This is a genomic window from Leptothoe sp. ISB3NOV94-8A (assembly GCF_043421595.1).
Taxonomy (GTDB): Bacteria; Cyanobacteriota; Cyanobacteriia; order Phormidesmidales; family Phormidesmidaceae; genus Leptothoe; species Leptothoe turfae.
Map to the genome: position 1 here is coordinate 240,802 of NZ_JAXSQW010000003.1, position 16,028 is coordinate 256,829.

At 52.0% G+C, this 16,028-nt stretch carries 8 protein-coding genes; 4 read left to right on the forward strand and 4 right to left on the reverse strand.

Going from position 1 to position 16,028, the window contains the following annotated elements; all coding sequences use genetic code 11:
• Window positions 1-2: 2 nt before the first annotated feature.
• Window positions 3-1,736, reverse strand: coding sequence for a fatty acyl-AMP ligase (locus SPB21_RS33165; protein WP_163701677.1), 1,734 nt, complete (start codon window positions 1,734-1,736; stop codon window positions 3-5).
• Between the two features lie 436 nt (window positions 1,737-2,172).
• Here SPB21_RS33165 and SPB21_RS33170 point away from each other — a divergent pair, with 436 nt between their 5' ends.
• Window positions 2,173-4,752 (forward strand): TonB-dependent receptor domain-containing protein, encoded by a 2,580-nt coding sequence (locus SPB21_RS33170; RefSeq protein WP_163670520.1) that lies wholly within the window; start codon window positions 2,173-2,175, stop codon window positions 4,750-4,752.
• Between the two features lie 167 nt (window positions 4,753-4,919).
• Here SPB21_RS33170 and SPB21_RS33175 read toward each other — a convergent pair whose 3' ends face one another.
• The 3 genes from SPB21_RS33175 to SPB21_RS33185 all read right to left on the reverse strand — a co-directional run bounded on the left by SPB21_RS33175 (window position 4,920) and on the right by SPB21_RS33185 (window position 8,586).
• The gene (locus SPB21_RS33175) at window positions 4,920-5,885 is read right to left on the reverse strand and encodes a ferredoxin family protein (RefSeq protein WP_163670522.1); all 966 of its coding nucleotides are present in this window, start codon (window positions 5,883-5,885) and stop codon (window positions 4,920-4,922) included.
• Window positions 5,885-6,826: an ABC transporter substrate-binding protein gene (locus tag SPB21_RS33180; RefSeq protein ID WP_163670524.1), complete on the reverse strand. Its 942-nt coding sequence runs from the start codon at window positions 6,824-6,826 to the stop codon at window positions 5,885-5,887. Before SPB21_RS33180 ends, SPB21_RS33175 begins: the two co-directional genes overlap by 1 nt.
• 131 nt (window positions 6,827-6,957) lie before the next feature.
• Window positions 6,958-8,586, reverse strand: a complete 1,629-nt coding sequence (locus tag SPB21_RS33185; protein WP_499869307.1) for a cyclic peptide export ABC transporter — start codon at window positions 8,584-8,586, stop codon at window positions 6,958-6,960.
• Window positions 8,587-8,891: 305 nt separating this feature from the next.
• On the opposite strand from SPB21_RS33185, the gene SPB21_RS33190 reads away from it, so the two are divergent.
• From SPB21_RS33190 to SPB21_RS33200, 3 genes are read left to right on the forward strand one after another with little or no spacing between them, the layout of a single operon-like run.
• Window positions 8,892-10,397 carry a condensation domain-containing protein gene (locus tag SPB21_RS33190; RefSeq protein ID WP_499869308.1) on the forward strand — a complete coding sequence of 502 codons (1,506 nt, stop codon included), beginning with the start codon at window positions 8,892-8,894 and terminating at the stop codon, window positions 10,395-10,397.
• 4 nt (window positions 10,398-10,401) lie between these two features.
• Window positions 10,402-11,445, forward strand: coding sequence for a TauD/TfdA family dioxygenase (locus tag SPB21_RS33195; protein WP_499869309.1), 1,044 nt, complete (start codon window positions 10,402-10,404; stop codon window positions 11,443-11,445).
• 52 nt (window positions 11,446-11,497) lie between these two features.
• Window positions 11,498-16,027 carry an amino acid adenylation domain-containing protein gene (locus tag SPB21_RS33200; RefSeq protein WP_499869311.1) on the forward strand — a complete coding sequence of 1,510 codons (4,530 nt, stop codon included), beginning with the start codon at window positions 11,498-11,500 and terminating at the stop codon, window positions 16,025-16,027.
• The last annotated feature ends 1 nt before the right edge of the window (window position 16,028 follow it).

The window sequence follows — 16,028 nt, forward strand, 5'->3', positions numbered from 1 at the left end:
AATTAACGAGTGTTTGCAGGTTGGGCCATGGGAATGGGATGCAGCTGCCCAGCCAAAAATTGTGAACGACAGCGAGAACGTTGAATCTTGCCGCTGGAGGTTTTAGGAATACTTCCAGGCTTAACGAGCACGATGGTTTCCACCCGCAGGCCATGAACCTGGCTCACGGTTTGCTTAATGGCTCGGATGATGGGCTTAGGCTCTAATCGCCGCAGCCACACCCGTCCGACTTCTTGTACAACAACCAACTGAGTTTGTTCATGTCGATCCACGGTAAACGCGGCTCCCCATGTGGTCCGAAAAGCCGGATGGCTAGCAGCCACGGTGGCTTCCACATCGCTGGCATAGTGATTGCGACCGTGGATAATCATGACTTCCTTTATCCTCCCGGTCACAAACAGCTCTCCATTTTGCAGACAGCCCAAATCCCCTGTGCGTAGGAAAGGTCCAGCCCCAGGGTCAGCCAGGTGGGCATGAAAGGTTTCTTGGCTTAGCTGTGGCTGCTGCCAATAGCCCTGGGCGACGCTGGGGCTAGTCACCCAAATTTCTCCAACTTCGTTGGGTTGGCACCGCGTCAGGGTTTGGGGATTAACAATTATCAGCTGACCTGAGTCAATCACCTGTCCACAGCCCACTAGCAAGCGTCCCTGGTCGGCAGGCTGAATGCGATGGTCCGCTAGTTTTTTCTCATCTACGGTTAATTGTTTGGGGGCACTGGTGCGATCGCCACCGGTGATCATTAACGTCGCCTCGGCCATGCCATAGCAGGGATAGAATGCCTCAGGGCAAAACCCATAATCGGCAAATGTTGCAGCAAAGCGCTCAAGGGTGGCCATCCGGATTGGTTCCGCCCCCGTAAAGGCCACTGACCAATGACTTAAGTCCAGTCCCACGCATTGTTCTGGCTTGAACCGTTCTACACAACGGTCATAGGCAAAATTGGGACCGCCACTGATGGTTGCTTGGGTGCGGGAAATAGCCTGTAACCAGCGCAGGGGACGTTGTAAAAAGTCCACGGGCGACATCAGTGTGGTGGTCAATCCTTGGTATAGAGATGTGAGAATGCCGCCGATCAGTCCCATATCGTGATACGGCGGTAGCCAGCACACTCCCTCGCTACGGTTGTTTAACTCAAACTTATGGCTAATGGCAGCAACGTTATGGATGAGATTACGATGGCTAATTTTTACCCCCTTCGGTGCAGCGGTAGAGCCCGAAGTGTATTGCAAGAAGGCGATTGCTTCAGGATCAATGTTGGGTGACTGCCAGGCAGTTGCCGCTGTAGCAAGAACAGAATCTAGCTGAAGCGTGGGAATGTTCGACAGGGGTCTGGGTTGGAACTGCTGAGCAGACGTTGTCAAAATCAGCGCAGCTTGCGTATCAGCAGCAACACCTTGAAATCGCTCTAGGGACTGATTGGGGCGAGGTGGCTGTATCGGCACAGCGATCGCACCCGCATACAAACAGGCACAAAATGCCAAAACATAGTCTAATCCAGGGGGACAGAGCAGGAGTACGCGCTCTCCCTGGAGATTTAATCGCTGCATCTGGGCGGCGATCGCTCGACTGCGGCAGTCTAAATCGCCATAGGTTAATTGTTCAGACGACACTACACCGTCATTCCACATTTGGAAGGCAATTCGAGAGGGCTGTTGTGCCGCTCTCTCCCTAAGGAGATCAACCCAGGTCAAACCTGGGCTAACACCCTGGAGACAGTTAAAGGTCAGATGGGGCATGGAGTAGGGCTAATAGATGAGGTAGACGGACCCAACAGGTTGAGGTAAACGGGAGCGAACCGGAGTGCCGGAGGCAATACATTTGCGAATTGCGGAGGCAATACATTTGCGAATGAGATTAAAACTCAAACTTATTAATTGATACCATTTCGCAATAGTGAGTATAGATGACTCAGCTCTCATTCGCAAGAAGTTAGATAGTCAATGCAGTTACTCTATGCAAATCAATGGTTTTAATTATTTTCTTGACGTCCATGATGAGCTTGACAAGGGAGTGTTTTGCCCTTTAGGTTTTTGATAATATTCTCATTAAAAATCCATTTTTTGGTCTCTTAATTGACAATATTTAGCTTTAGCGTGGCAACAGCGATGTCTGAGACCCGCGAGTTTAGGCCCCAGTTACTTGGCTTAGGGCCCCATTATTTGTGTGTGAGGAATGATGATGAAATTGTCTTTAGGAACCTGTACGCTTGGGATCGCAAGTGCGATTACGGTTGCGATCGCGCAACCTGTCTATGCACAGACGTCCATAATTACTGCTGTACAGCTGACCCAAACTGACACAGGGTTGTCACTCACCCTTGAATCTCCCACTGAGGCCCCCCTACAAACCTTTATCAATCGCAGTGGCGACAACACAATTGTTGTCGATGTTGTTGACGCCCAACTTCAAACCTCCGAGGGGGATACCTTTCAGCAAGACAATCCGGCTACGGGGATCGAATCAATTACGGTTAAATCCCTGGCCACCAACCGTATTCAGGTAACGATTGTCGGGCAAGATACTGCCCCAGCCGTTGAAATTGATCAGCAGCCTGGAGGTCTAATTTTCGCCGTCAGCACCGTCGTCACTGACCCAGCGTCCCCCGATGGCGAGCCCGTAACCACCGATCCCTCTGGCGATCCCCCTGGACCCACTGATGAATCGGCAGAGGGACTGGAAGACGCAGCTCCCCTGCGCTTAGTTGTTACGGCCACCCGTACCGAAGAGTCCATAGACGACATCGGACGTTCCATCACCGTCATTGAGCGAGAACAAATCGAACAACAGTCTATTCTCTCCAACGATCTTGCTGATACGTTAGGCAATTTAGTGCCAGGATTTGGCCCCCCGAACCAGTTACGCACCACCCGTGGGCAAACCCTTCGAGGTCGAGAAGCTGCCATCTTAATTGACGGTGTACCGCTGTCCACTAACTTTCGGGTTAATCGCCAAGAACTGCGTAGTATTGACCCCTCTGCCATTGAGCGAGTCGAGGTGATTCGTGGCCCCAGCGCCATTTTTGGTGGCCAAAGTACCGGTGGCGTCATCAACATCATCACCCGTCGTCCCGAAGATGGTCAAGCGATTCTGGAAACTCGGGTTGGCGGTAGCGCATCATTAGGTGACCTAGAGGACGATGGCTTTGGCACTAATTTTGCTATCAATATTTCAGAAGGATTTGAACGCTCCGCCTATAGATTGATCCTATCCCGTGACGAAACCGGTAGCTTTTTCGATGCCGACGGTAATCGTAACGTTTCAGAGTCGAGTCTGAGCGATACCACCAGCTACAACCTGTTGGGCAAATTTAACTATGAGCCCAGCGACCAAGAGCAATTCGATTTCACAATTAACTACTTTAATTCCCAGCGAGATACGGAGTTTATTGCTAGTCCCGAAACCCTCCTTATTCCTGGTCGACAAACTGCTCGGGCCTTGAAGATCCCTGGTTTTGAACGAGAAAATAATCCAACAGATCGGAGCCTGGTCACAAACTTGAGCTATTCCCATGATGATCTATGGGGTAGCGAATTGCGAGGACAATTGTATTACCAAAATACGCTCGCCCGTGGTGAATTTGCTGATGGTCGTCTCGGCATCGATTTCTTTCCCTTTCTGTTTCAATCACGTCTTGAGGCCGAACGCTGGGGCGGGCGACTACAGGTTGAAACCCCTTTAACCAGGAATGAAACCCTTAACCTACTGTGGGGTGCAGACTATGAAAATCAGAAAAATCAACAGATTACGGCCCAGTTTGATGCAACAACATTTGACAATGAGCAGCGACTAACCCCGCTCCAAGAATTTGACTTTACCCCCCCTTATCGGGTGAATAGTCTGGGTCTTTTCACTCAGCTTGATTGGGAGCCCAGTGAATCGTGGCTGCTGCGGGGTGGGGTGCGTTATGAAAATATCAACCTTGACGTGGATGACTATTTTTCAGTCACTGGCAGTCGCAATATTGAAGGTGGCAATCGCAACTTTGATGACGTTGTTTTTAACGCTAGTACGGTTTATCAGCCTGTTGACGAGGTTTCACTCTTTGCCAGCTTTGCCCAGAGCTTCAGTGTGCCTGAGTTTAGTCGAGTCTTACGCTTGCCCCCCCCTGGCTTTACTAGTATTGAGGACGATTTGGATATTACTCAACCGATCAAAGTTACTGAATATGAAATTGGTGTGCGCGGTAATTGGCCATCGATTCAAACGAGCCTCAGCGGTTTTTACAACACATCAGACCTGGGTTCAAGTCTGGTGCCCAACGAAGATGGTTTGCTGACTATTCAGCGTGCCCCTCAGCGGATATATGGTGTAGAAGCCACAGTGGATTGGCAACCAGCAGACACCTGGGGCATTGGCGGTACGGTTGGTTGGTCTGAAGGTGAAAATGATGTGGATCGAGATGATGATTTTGACCCCTTGAATAGTGGCGAAATTTCTCCGATTAAATTTACCGCTTATGTGGAAAATGAAACCCTACCTGGCTGGACTAATCGTCTACAGGCCTTGATCGTAGGCGGTCGTAGTCGAGCCGCTGATGAAGGCATTGAGCCCTTATCGATTGAGAGCTATACCACGATTGACTTTATCAGTAGTGTGGATATTGGCTCAGGCAGGTTGCAACTGGGTGTTGAGAATATCTTTGACATCCAATACTATCCAGCTACAGCTCAATTTTTGTCGGGGTTTGACGATCGTAACTATGTCGGAGGTCGAGGCCGAACCATACGTCTTATGTATTTGATGGAATGGTAACAGCAAGGGTTTAACAGCATTAGCTAAACTCCTAACGCTTACTGAAAATTGGTTTTGGCCTTGGCGTACGTTGGTGTTTCCAAACTACGCCAAGGTCAGAATCCTGATCAAAAGTCGCCGTCAGTACGCGTCAATGGTGACATGGCTAAATACAGGGTAGACGGGCATTACAGTTGTTCTAAGTTGCTAATTTTGTATTGCTTAACTGGACTGAAATCACCTTTGCCCGAATTGTGTAACGTCATCACGGTGCCATTGACTGTTACGGTGGCGCGGTAACAGCCTGTTTCTCCATCCGGGCTAGTAAAGTCAATTTGCACCTGAGAACGGGCCTCATCTATAGCCGATACCCAGCCTGACTGACGGTAGGTACACCAGTCCCAGCCTCTCTCCATAAAAATCTCTCGCTCTACGATCTGGGCCAGGGGTGGCAGCCCAGCCCAGCCTCGGTAGTAGGATCTTAAATCGGTCACAGATCTGTTGCGTTGTGCCAAATGGTGAGATGTATCGGGTTCTAAATGTCCCCAATAGCGGCCTTCGGGAAAGTCAATTAGGGTGGGGGCCAGTCTATGGCTGCTGATATGGCTGGTGCGCCAGATGCGGACGGTATCTTTTTGAGCATAGGTGTTAAGCCTTTCATAAATGGGTCGGCTAAAGCGACCACAGCAGATATCTAACTCGGCATGGGCGCAAACTAGAAAGTCTCGCGTTGTAGCTGGCTGGCGATAGGCCTCAAAAGCTTTAAGTTTGGCCGGTGTAGATAGGGCGTTGACCAGTGGCACCACAAGATGCTCAGGTAGCCAAAACTCTTGCTTATCGTAGACAGAAAACTGTTCTGCAGGGCGCTGAAAGTAAATAATGCGGCGGTAGCCTGGCCGATGGTAGCGTGGCTCTGGAGCAATTGCTAGACAACGCCCCTTGGTGCTGCGGGCCGCTGCTTGTAATAGCAGTGGTAGTAAGGCTGCTGGAAAATTTTTACTCTGTAGCACATTACGTCCCCAGGGCATGGGCACCTCAACAATGAGGTAGCGATCGCACTCTGGGGCTGACCCGATCGGATCTTCACCGCTGTGCTTAGAAAACACAGCACAGAGATCGATGTCGGGGCAAGTGGTAATGGATTGGGATGACATCACACTGGGGTATCAACTAAGTATTTGAACAAATCATCTAACAACGCGTTAGCTGCCAAAATCCCATTTCCCAAAAACCAAGTATCAAAGGATACTGGATATACTTTCTCTTGTTGTACTGCCCCAAGCTGTTGCCAGAGGGGATGGCGAGTGACCTTTTGAGCCATGGAGTTTTGAGGATTGTCTTGAAAGTAAAAAATAACATCCCCATCCATAGCGGGAATGGCTTCGAGGCTAACCGTTTCGTAAAATTTTGCCTTGGCCTGAGACGGTGGGCGAGGCAGCCCCACCTGCTCTAAAATGTAGCCACAAAATGAATTCCGCATATATAAGCGCACCTGATCGGGGCGAAATCGTAGCACGGAAACTTCAGTGGTTTCCAGACGATCACCCATCTGTTGCCGAAAGTCTTGAACCCTAGCCTGAAAATCTTGAATCAGTGCTTGCCCCTGTTCTGGTTTACCCAAGGCCGTAGCATAGGTGGTAATGGCATCGGCGCGGGTCTCAACCAGTACCGTTGGGGCAATTTGGGAGAGCGTATTATAGAAGGTACGGTGGTCCTCTACATTACTCAAAATCAGGTCTGGTTTTAGCTCCAGGATAGCTTCAAAATTAGGTTGAGATGAATGGCCGATATTGACAATTCCGTCGCTTTTATCTGCCAAATAGCTGGCAAAATTGCCGTAGTTGGAGCGCTGGGGAAATCCTGAATAGGTAGAGGCAATGGGCTTAATCCCCAGGGCCAGACTGTTATCAAGCGCATTCTGAGACAGCACTACCACCCGCTGGGGTGATTGGGGAACAATCACCTCACCTAATGCGGTTTCGACAGCGTGTCCCTGCTCTGGGATGACCAGCTGAGTTGTGGGGGATGACCCACCACAGGCAACAACTAGCACCAACGCGATGATGGCTGGTAGCAGCCTTTTGATATAGCGCATCTCCTCCAACATTGGTTTTGCTTTAACTCCTAAGTCGGTCTAGACCCATAAAAAATCAAGATAGTTTAAATGAGAAATCATTGCAATAATTAAACTATCTTCCGTTCCTGGATAAATTTACTATAACCCTTTTATGAAAGGACTTTTGCCATTGAACTATCGGCTAACTGACCGCTCTCTAACTTGAGTATACGATCAGCTAGATGAAAATATTTATCATCGTGGGTAATGGCCAAGACTAGCTTTTGTTGGCGCTTGAGTTCAGGCAAAATTTGGGTATAGAACACGGTCTTAAAATGGGGGTCCTGATCGGCAGCCCATTCATCAAACAGGTACACGGGCCGATCTTCTAGATAGGTGGTCAGGAGTGCCAGGCGTTTGCGTTGCCCCTGGGAGAGATCGATGTCGGACAGCTTGCCATCCTGGATGTGAACTTTGTGAGCGAGCTGCAAGGCCTGCAAATAGGCGTTGGCTTGTTCAATCTGTTGGGGGTTATCTAGGGCCAGGAGGCGGTCAAACAGATAAAAATCAGCGAAAATCGCGGAAAACTGTTGTCGATAGGCTTCTCGATTGGCATCAGTAATCCGGTTGCCATCCAGGATAATCTGGCCTGAACTCGGAGGATATAGACCCGTAATCAGCTTTGCCAGTGTGGATTTACCACTGCCATTGCCACCAATGAGAAACACCACTTCTGGTCGTTTGAATGCCAGGTTGATGGGGCCTACGGTGAATGGAGTCGTATCGGCTCCCCGGTCATAGTGGTGGACTACGTTTTTCAGTTCTAGATGCTGCCACGATGGAGATAGGGACTCTATACTAGGAAGTTCTGGAAACTGGTTAAGCATAAACCCAAAGGACTCTACTTTGTCTAGGGCCACACTGGCTCGGCTCAGAATTGGCAGGCGTCGCATTAAATTTTCGAGGGGACCGTTGAGATAAATAACGGTCAACACGTAGCTAGAGAACAGCGTCATATCCAGGGCGCTGAACTGGGGGATAACAAACAAAAAGACGCTAATAACGGCAAAGAAAATTAGCTGCCCCCAGCTAGCGGCTCCGGCAAAGATGCCCATGCCCCAGACGGTAAAACGGCGATATGTGGTGGCTGTCTGTTGCAATTCATCGGTTAGAAAAACCTGTCGTCGCTGCTGGTGCAGTTTGAGTTCTTTCATGCCGTGAATCAGGCCGCGCAGGTGTTTGAATAATCGGTCTTGTTCGTTACGGGCCTTGACCAAAAAGCGTCGAGCGCGTCGGGCAATCAGCTGATAGGTGACGGTTGCTAAGAGCAAAAATGCGACCATAATTAACAGCAACGGGACCGATAGCCAGCCCAAATACAGCAGAGAACCGCCCACGATGGCTAAGTCGATACAGAGAAAAGGCACCACTGTGAATGCCGAGGCAATGGTTTCAACATCTGCTGTGAGCGAGGCAAATAGACGATGGCTGCCTAAATCTTCGAGCTGACGTAACGGGCAGTCTAGCAGCTGGCGAGCTAGCATCAAACGCAGGTGCAGCAGAGCCCCCTGACCCAGGCGAATCAAGAGTAGCTGTGATAAATAGCCGGCCACCAAAACAACGACCAGCAGCCCCAAAAAGCCCCAAAAAAAGGATGCCGTTGTTGCTTGTCGCCCCGCTATAACTTCGTTGACCAGGGCCACTAGACGAGCACTGCCACCACCACTGAGCCCCCCAGCCACGATAGCTATGACCATTGCCATAGGGGATGTGCGCAACAGCAGGGAAAGAAGATTCATGGCAAATGGCGTGTAAAATAATTCTATTGACAAAGATTCTTGTTTAAGACTAGCCTGCTATTGCATGGTTTTCCATTTGTTTGGTGGACATACTTGAGTTAATTAAGGATGCATGTCCTGACGTTGCTACGTTTCAGATCTTAAATCCGTTTGTGTCTATTCGACAAAGTTCTTTCTGAAAAAAGCATTGAAAGTTTTTAGTGAAATCAGGTTAGAGGGTGATTGAGCTTGTTGACTTTGCTCACGCACCTGAGTTTATGGGTTTTTAGCCTCAAATTTATCGAGAATTATTCTTTTTAAAGGTTATGACTTCCACACTTCGGCCAGCCATTGCCCAGCTATCCGATAAGCGATCGCAACTAGCGACCCTGCTGCGATCTCACCTTCAACATCCCAATACGTTCCCGCTGTCTTTTGCCCAACAGCGACTATGGTTTCTGGACCAGTTGCAACCGGGTAATCCGGCCTACACAATGATGGCCACGGTGCGGCTGCGGGGCGACCTGGATGTAGCCGCATTAAAGTGTGCCTGGCAGGATTTGGTGCAGCGTCATGAATCCTTAAGGACGCGTTTTGTGCTGGTGGATGGTCAACCCTATCAGCGGGTGCAGCCCACGGGGGCTGTCTCGTTGACCCAGCTAGATTGGCAAGATTTACCATCAGCGGACCCAACAGCGGCCATTCAATCCCAGGCGCTTAAGCTGGTGCAACAGCCCTTTGATTTAGAGCAAGATGGCTTGGTGCGCTCTCATCTGATCCAATTACAGACCGAGACCCACGTACTACTGCTCACGCTGCACCACATTATTTCTGACGGCTGGTCCATGGAAGTGTTAATCCGGGAGTTAGCCATTCTGTACGATGCCCATCAACGGGGGCAACAGGCTCAGCTCTCCCCTATGCCCATTCAATATGCTGATTTTGCCGTCTGGCAGCGACAGTTTTTGCAGGGAGACATTTTAGAAAAACAGTTTCACTACTGGCGGACTCAACTCTCTCCGCCTGTGTTACCCAGCCTGCCCACCGACTTTCCCCGCCCTGCCGTGCGCAGCCACCGCGGCCACCGACATTCCCTAGGGATATCGCCAGAACTCACAGCCCAGCTGCAAACGCTGAGCCAGCAGACAAATGCCACCCTGTTTATGACCACCCTGGCCGCCTTTCAGGTATTGCTATATGACTATGCCCAGCAGGCCACAATTCGAGTGGGCACCCCCATTGCTAACCGAGATCGCCCGGAAGTGGCTAACCTGATTGGCTTTTTTACCAATACGCTGGTGCTGGGTGCCGACATCGACGACAATCTGTCCTTTTGTCAATGGCTACAGCGAGTGCGCGACCAGGCAGTCAATGCCTATGCCCATCAGGATTTACCCTTTGAAAAACTGGTGGATGAACTCCAGCCCGAGCGGGATCTAAGTCAAACACCGCTATATCAGGTTTGGTTTTATCTCCAGGACGATCCAGTCACCACGGTGTCGTTTCCGGGGCTGACCCTAGAACCGATTGAGATTGACTTGGGCACCGCTAAGCATGACCTGAAGCTAGGTCTATGGAAAAGTCCCCAGGGATTACAGGGGGCATTGGAGTACAGCACCGATCTCTTTGAATCGGCTACAGTGGCTCGGCTAGCCCGTGGCTATGAAGATCTCCTGGCCGACATTGCCCGCGATCCCGACCAGTCAATTGCAAACCTGGTCCAACAGTTACAACAGCGACAGCAGCAAAAAATGCTGGAACAAAAACGAGCGCTGTTATCGACCCAGCGGCAAAAGCTTAGAGGCACCCGCCGTCAATCCTTTACTTCCTAGCCCTATGACTTTTTCTTCTCGTCAGCGGTTGACTGGCATTCGTCGCCGCTCGGTTCAGGTCTCTTCGGAATCTTTAATTACAGCTCAGACCTTGGCTGCCGACCGGCGGCTACCGCTGGTGGTGCGACCCACCCAGGGTTCCCTCAACTTGGCTGCCTGGGCTGAGACCCAGCGAGATTGGATTGAGACTAAACTCCATCACCATGGTGGATTGTTATTTCGTGGTTTTGACAGCGCCGACACCCCAGGGTTAGAACAGTTTTTAAACGTGCTCAGTGACAATCTGTTGGACTACGCCTACCGCTCTACGCCACGCACTCAGGTGAGTGGCAAGGTGTATACTTCAACAGAATATCCGGCCAGCCAGACCATTCCGTTGCACAACGAAATGGCCTATAGCCGTCAGTGGCCCCTCAAAATTGCGTTTCTCTGTGTCCAGCCTGCTGTCTCGGGGGGGATGACGCCCATTGCCGACAGCCGTCAGGTCTATCAGGCCCTGCCAACAGATTTGAGATCGCGCTGGCAAGAACAACAAATCCTCTATGTGCGCAACTATGGTGGCTCCCTCGATTTGCCCTGGCAAACCGTATTTCAAACGGACGATCCGGCGGCGGTGGAAGTGTTTTGTCAGGCCAACGGCATGACCTGGACTTGGGGCAACGGCAACCGTCTCCGCACCCAGCAGATCTGTCAGGCGGTGGCCCGTCATCCCCACACTGGGGATTGGGTTTGGTTTAACCAGGCTCATTTATTTCATATTTCTAACCTGGAGTCATCGGTACGTAAGGGTTTGCTGGCAGATATTGCCGAAGCAGACTTGCCACGTAACGCTTACTATGGCGATGGCTCGGCAATAGATGAGGCCGATTTAGCTATTATTCGCGCGGCCTACCAGGCCCATACGGTGATGTTTCCCTGGCAACAAGGGGATGTGCTGCTGCTCGACAACATGTTGGCGGCCCACGGACGTACTCCCTATAGTGGCCCTCGCAAGGTGTTGGTGGGCATGGCCCAACCTCACCAAAACCTTGCAGGGGTCGCTGACTAACTGTTCGTTTTTTGTTTCCTAATATCTTTCTCTAACCATCAGCGTAGATCCTATGCAAATTACCCAAGCCCCCCCTCCGTCTGAAATTGCAGGTTATCGTCTTTCTCCCCAGCAGCAACGTTTATGGCGACTACAGCAACGCTATCCTGGACAGCCCTTTCGCGCTTCGCTACGGTTGAGATCGCCCCAGCCCTATGCTGCCGCAAAGCTTTCTACAGCCCTACAACAGCTGATTGATCGACATGAAATTCTGCGTACGACCTTTCCCACCCTGCCGGGGATGACAATGCCACTACAGGTAATTGCAGAAACCCTGTCGAGTCAGTCGGTACTGACGCAGCATAATGATGCAACCCTGTCGACTGAGGTCGTAGAAGCCCAGGTGCAAACCCTGTTGGCGCAGTCGTTTGACTGGGTGAAAGGCCCCCTGTTTCAAGTGCACTGGATTCAGCGAAGGGATTACGATGAGTTGCTATTTAATTTGCCAGCGCTGTGTGCCGATGGTGCCACCCTGTCACTGTTAGCCAACGAATTCCAGAAGTTCTATGGAGAAACCCCTGGAAAAACCCCACAAATCAATCAGGACCCCCCACTGCAATACGCTGATCTAGCCGAGTGGCAGACCGATCTGTTGGCAGGGGAAGATACCGCCGCCGGACGTAGCTACTGGCGACGCTCAAGCAATTTGGAACAGGTAATACAACGACTACCTTTGGAGCGGTCAGCGGACTCTACTGTGGCTGACACCGTTCACCTCCAGGTCCATTCTGTTGTGTTGCCGGTGGAGCAAACCCAAACCCTGTATCGCTGGGCAGCTCAGCAGGGAGTGACAGTAGATGAGGTGTGTCTGACACTCTGGCAGATTTTAATCGCGCGACTCACTGAACAATCGACATTCACCTTGGGTTATAGCTGTGATGCCCGTCAGCATTATGAAGAGCTGCAAACGGCCTGTGGCCCATTAACCCGCGATCTGCCGCTACAGGTAGACCTGCAGCCCAACCAAAGTTTTGCCACGCTTGTCGCTCACGTTCATCAGAAACTAGAAGAAATTAAACCCTGGCAGGATTGTTTTGCCTGGGAAAACGTGCAGGATGAAGCTGGCTGGTTTCCCATTAGCTTTGGTATGCAGTCAGCTTCCCCAGACGAGTTCTCTCTAGAAACTCTCTCTCCTGTGAAGGTTATGGCAGCCAACGCTCTGCTAGAACCCTCCATGTTAAAGCTAGTGTGTCGGTCCGCAGCAAACACTCTCACCCTAGACTGGCTCTACGACGCTAGCCGTTTAGAGTTATGGGCTATTCAACAGATTCAGAACCACTGGCAAACCCTGATGATGGCAGCAATAGCTGCACCGGAGATGACTATTTCGCAGCTGCCGTTACTCAGTGCAGCAGAGCGACAAGCCTTACTGGTGGACTTTAATCAAGCCACCAGCCAGTCCTGCGGCTATACCAGTCTACATCAGTGGTTTGAGGCCCAGGTCGTGCAAACGCCTAATCATCCGGCTGTTCGATTTGAAGCAGATTGTTTAACCTATGGCCAGCTTAATAGTCGGGCTAATCAGTTAGCCAAAATGCTGAGGCAGCAAGGGGTAACGTCGGAGACTGTGGTGGCCGTAGCCCTCCCCCGTTGTCTCGACTGGGTTGTTGCCATCCTGGGTATTCTCAAAGCTGGAGGCGCATACCTGCCCCTCGACCCCCATTTGCCCACCGAACGGCTCCAAACCATTTGCCAAGATGCAGCTGTAGTACAGGTATTGACTTGGTCAGAATGGTGCGATCGCATGCCCGAGACTGTTCCCACCCATTGTCTAGATACCCCCTGGGATAAAACAGATATCGAGAACTTGCTTCACCAGACAGCTCCCGAACATCTGGCCTACGTGATTTACACCTCTGGTTCAACAGGACAGCCTAAGGGGGTGGCCGTTGAACATCGCCACATCCTCAACTATGTGCAGGGTATATTACCCCAGTTGGGTCTAGAGGCCGATGCCCACTATGGTCTAGTGTCCAGTGTGGCCGCAGATTTAGGTAATACCGTGTTGTTTGCAGCCCTGTGTACCGGCGGCTGTTTACACCTGATTGATGATGATCGAGCCCTACAGCCTAGTGCCCTTGCCGACTACTGTCGTCAATATCCCCTCGATTGTTTAAAAATTGTGCCGTCCCATCTCGGAGCCTTGCTCAGTGATGAATCTGCCGCCGTCTGGCTGCCCCATCACTGTTTAGTACTGGGTGGAGAAGCCGCCCCAGGATCCCTGGTCGCAGAGATACGCCGTTATCGGCCCCAGCTTAAACTGTTAAATCACTACGGCCCCACTGAAACCACCGTTGGGGTGCTGACCTATACTGTGCCCGAGCACTTCGAGCCAGCCACCACCCTGCCCCTAGGTCAGCCGCTGCCCAACATCCAGGTTTATGTCTTGGACCCTCACCATCAGCCAGTGCCGGTGGGTATTCCCGGTGAGATTTATGTGGGTGGTGCGGCTGTTAGTCGAGGCTATCTCAATCGCCCCGACCTAACTACAGAGCGATATATCACCAATCCCTTTGCACCGGGACGGCTCTATCGCACCGGCGATCGGGCGCGTCACTTACCCAGTGGCCAGCTAGAATTTTTGGGTCGCATTGATGACCAAATTAAGCTGCGGGGCTTTCGCATTGAACTGGGAGAAATAGCCGCCGTACTGCAACAGCATCTGGCTGTTCAACAGGCGATCGTTCTGTTACGCAAAGAGACCGAGACGCCCCAACTGGTGGCCTATGCGATTGCCCCGACCACGTCTGTAGAAGACCTGCGAACATATCTAGCGACAAAACTGCCTGACTACATGGTGCCAGCAGCGGTGGTGCCATTACGGAGTTTTCCCCTCACCGCCAACGGTAAAATTGACCGCCAGGCATTGCCTGCCCCCAATCGTGGTTCGGCGGTTGAGCAGACGGCTCCCAGCAGCGATGCTGAAAAACAACTGGTGGCCATCTGGCAAGACCTGTTGCGGACGGAGACTATCGGCATCCACGACAACTTTTTTGAATTGGGTGGGGACTCCATTCTGAGCATTCAGGTGATTGCCAGGGCCAACCAGGCCGGTCTGCAGCTCACCCCCCGCCAACTCTTTGATCATCAAACCATTGCGGGCCTAGCCGCCGTCGCGGGCACCGCCACAGCGGCCAAGGCGGAGCAAGGCCCCATGAGCGGTGTGGCCCCCCTCACCCCGATTCAACATCGCTTTTTTGAGCAGGCAGTTGATAATCGCAACCACTGGAACCAGGCCCTCTTGCTGGAGGCACGAGAGTCTCTCAACCCAGATTTACTGGAGCAAGCGCTCAATCATCTGAGCCAGCATCACGATGCCCTGCGGTTACGGTTCCAGCGTCAAGACAATCGCTGGCAGGCGGTGCATGGAGACCACAGGCCGCTTTCGCTGCAGCGGATCGATCAGACAGGCTGCGCTGATGCTGACGTGGAAACCCAGATTGTGACCCACGCCGACGCCTTGCAAACTTCATTAAATATTACCGATGGACCGCTGATGGGGGCCGCCTGGTTTGACTTCGGCCCTGCCCGCTCGGCCCGATTATTAGTGGTGGTGCATCATCTAGTGATCGACGGTGTATCTTGGCGGGTGCTGCTGGAGGATTTACAGACGGTTTATGGCCAGCTGCAAAGTGGAGTTGCGATCGCACTGCCCCCCAAAACCACCTCCTTCCAACAGTGGGGCGAACACCTGATCACCTACAGTCAATCAGCGGACCTGCAACAGACCCAGCTCGCTCCAAACACAGCCCCCCTACCCCTGGACTTTACCGACGGCAACAACACAGTGGCCTCTGCACGCACACTGGCCCTCAGCCTGGATGTCACCGAAACCCAGGCCCTGTTACGGGAGGTGCCCAAGGCCTACCAGAGCCAGATCAATGACGTACTGCTAACGGCGCTGCTGCAAGGGATGGCCCCATGGACCCAGCAATCGTCCCTGATGATTGAGCTAGAGAACCATGGCCGCGATGATTTTGACGGCCAGCTGGATCTCTCCCGCACCGTGGGCTGGTTCACCGCCATCTTCCCAGTGCAGCTGACACTGCCTGCGGACCCCAGTCCTGGAGCGGCGCTGATGGCCATCAAAGAACAGCTGCGTCGCCCCGGCAGGCCCCTAGATTACGGCGTTGGGCGCTATCTCAGTGCCGCAGGCCAAAAGCACCCAGAGCCTGACTTAGTGTTCAACTACCTGGGCCAGTTTGACAGCAGCCTGCCCGAGGCCAGTTTGTTTGGTTTGGCTCCAGAACCCGAGGGCCGCAGTCGAGACCCTAAGACACCGCGACGCCATGTGATTGAGATTAATGGCCGGGTGTTGTCCGGCCAACTGCAGCTGGCTTGGACCTACAGCGATCAGTGCCATCGGCGGGAAACCATTGCCCAGGTAGCCGAGCAAACAATGGCCGCCTTGAAAGCGCTGATTGCCCACTGCACCTCCAATGAGGCTGGCGGCTATACCCCCTCTGATTTTCCCCAAGCCAACCTGAGTCAGACGGCCCTCGATCAGGTGCTAGCTCAGTTGCAAACCAGTGGGGAGGGTTAAA

Bases quoted from the DNA above. Each gene is read 5' to 3' on its own strand.
- SPB21_RS33185 (WP_499869307.1), bottom strand. From the start codon at position 8,586: ATGAATCTTCTTTCCCTGCTGTTGCGCACATCCCCTATGGCAATGGTC.
- SPB21_RS33165 (WP_163701677.1), bottom strand. From the start codon at position 1,736: ATGCCCCATCTGACCTTTAACTGTCTCCAGGGTGTTAGCCCAGGTTTG.
- SPB21_RS33200 (WP_499869311.1), top strand. From the start codon at position 11,498: ATGCAAATTACCCAAGCCCCCCCTCCGTCTGAAATTGCAGGTTATCGT.
- SPB21_RS33170 (WP_163670520.1), top strand. From the start codon at position 2,173: ATGATGATGAAATTGTCTTTAGGAACCTGTACGCTTGGGATCGCAAGT.
- SPB21_RS33175 (WP_163670522.1), bottom strand. From the start codon at position 5,885: ATGTCATCCCAATCCATTACCACTTGCCCCGACATCGATCTCTGTGCT.
- SPB21_RS33180 (WP_163670524.1), bottom strand. From the start codon at position 6,826: ATGCGCTATATCAAAAGGCTGCTACCAGCCATCATCGCGTTGGTGCTA.
- SPB21_RS33190 (WP_499869308.1), top strand. From the start codon at position 8,892: ATGACTTCCACACTTCGGCCAGCCATTGCCCAGCTATCCGATAAGCGA.
- SPB21_RS33195 (WP_499869309.1), top strand. From the start codon at position 10,402: ATGACTTTTTCTTCTCGTCAGCGGTTGACTGGCATTCGTCGCCGCTCG.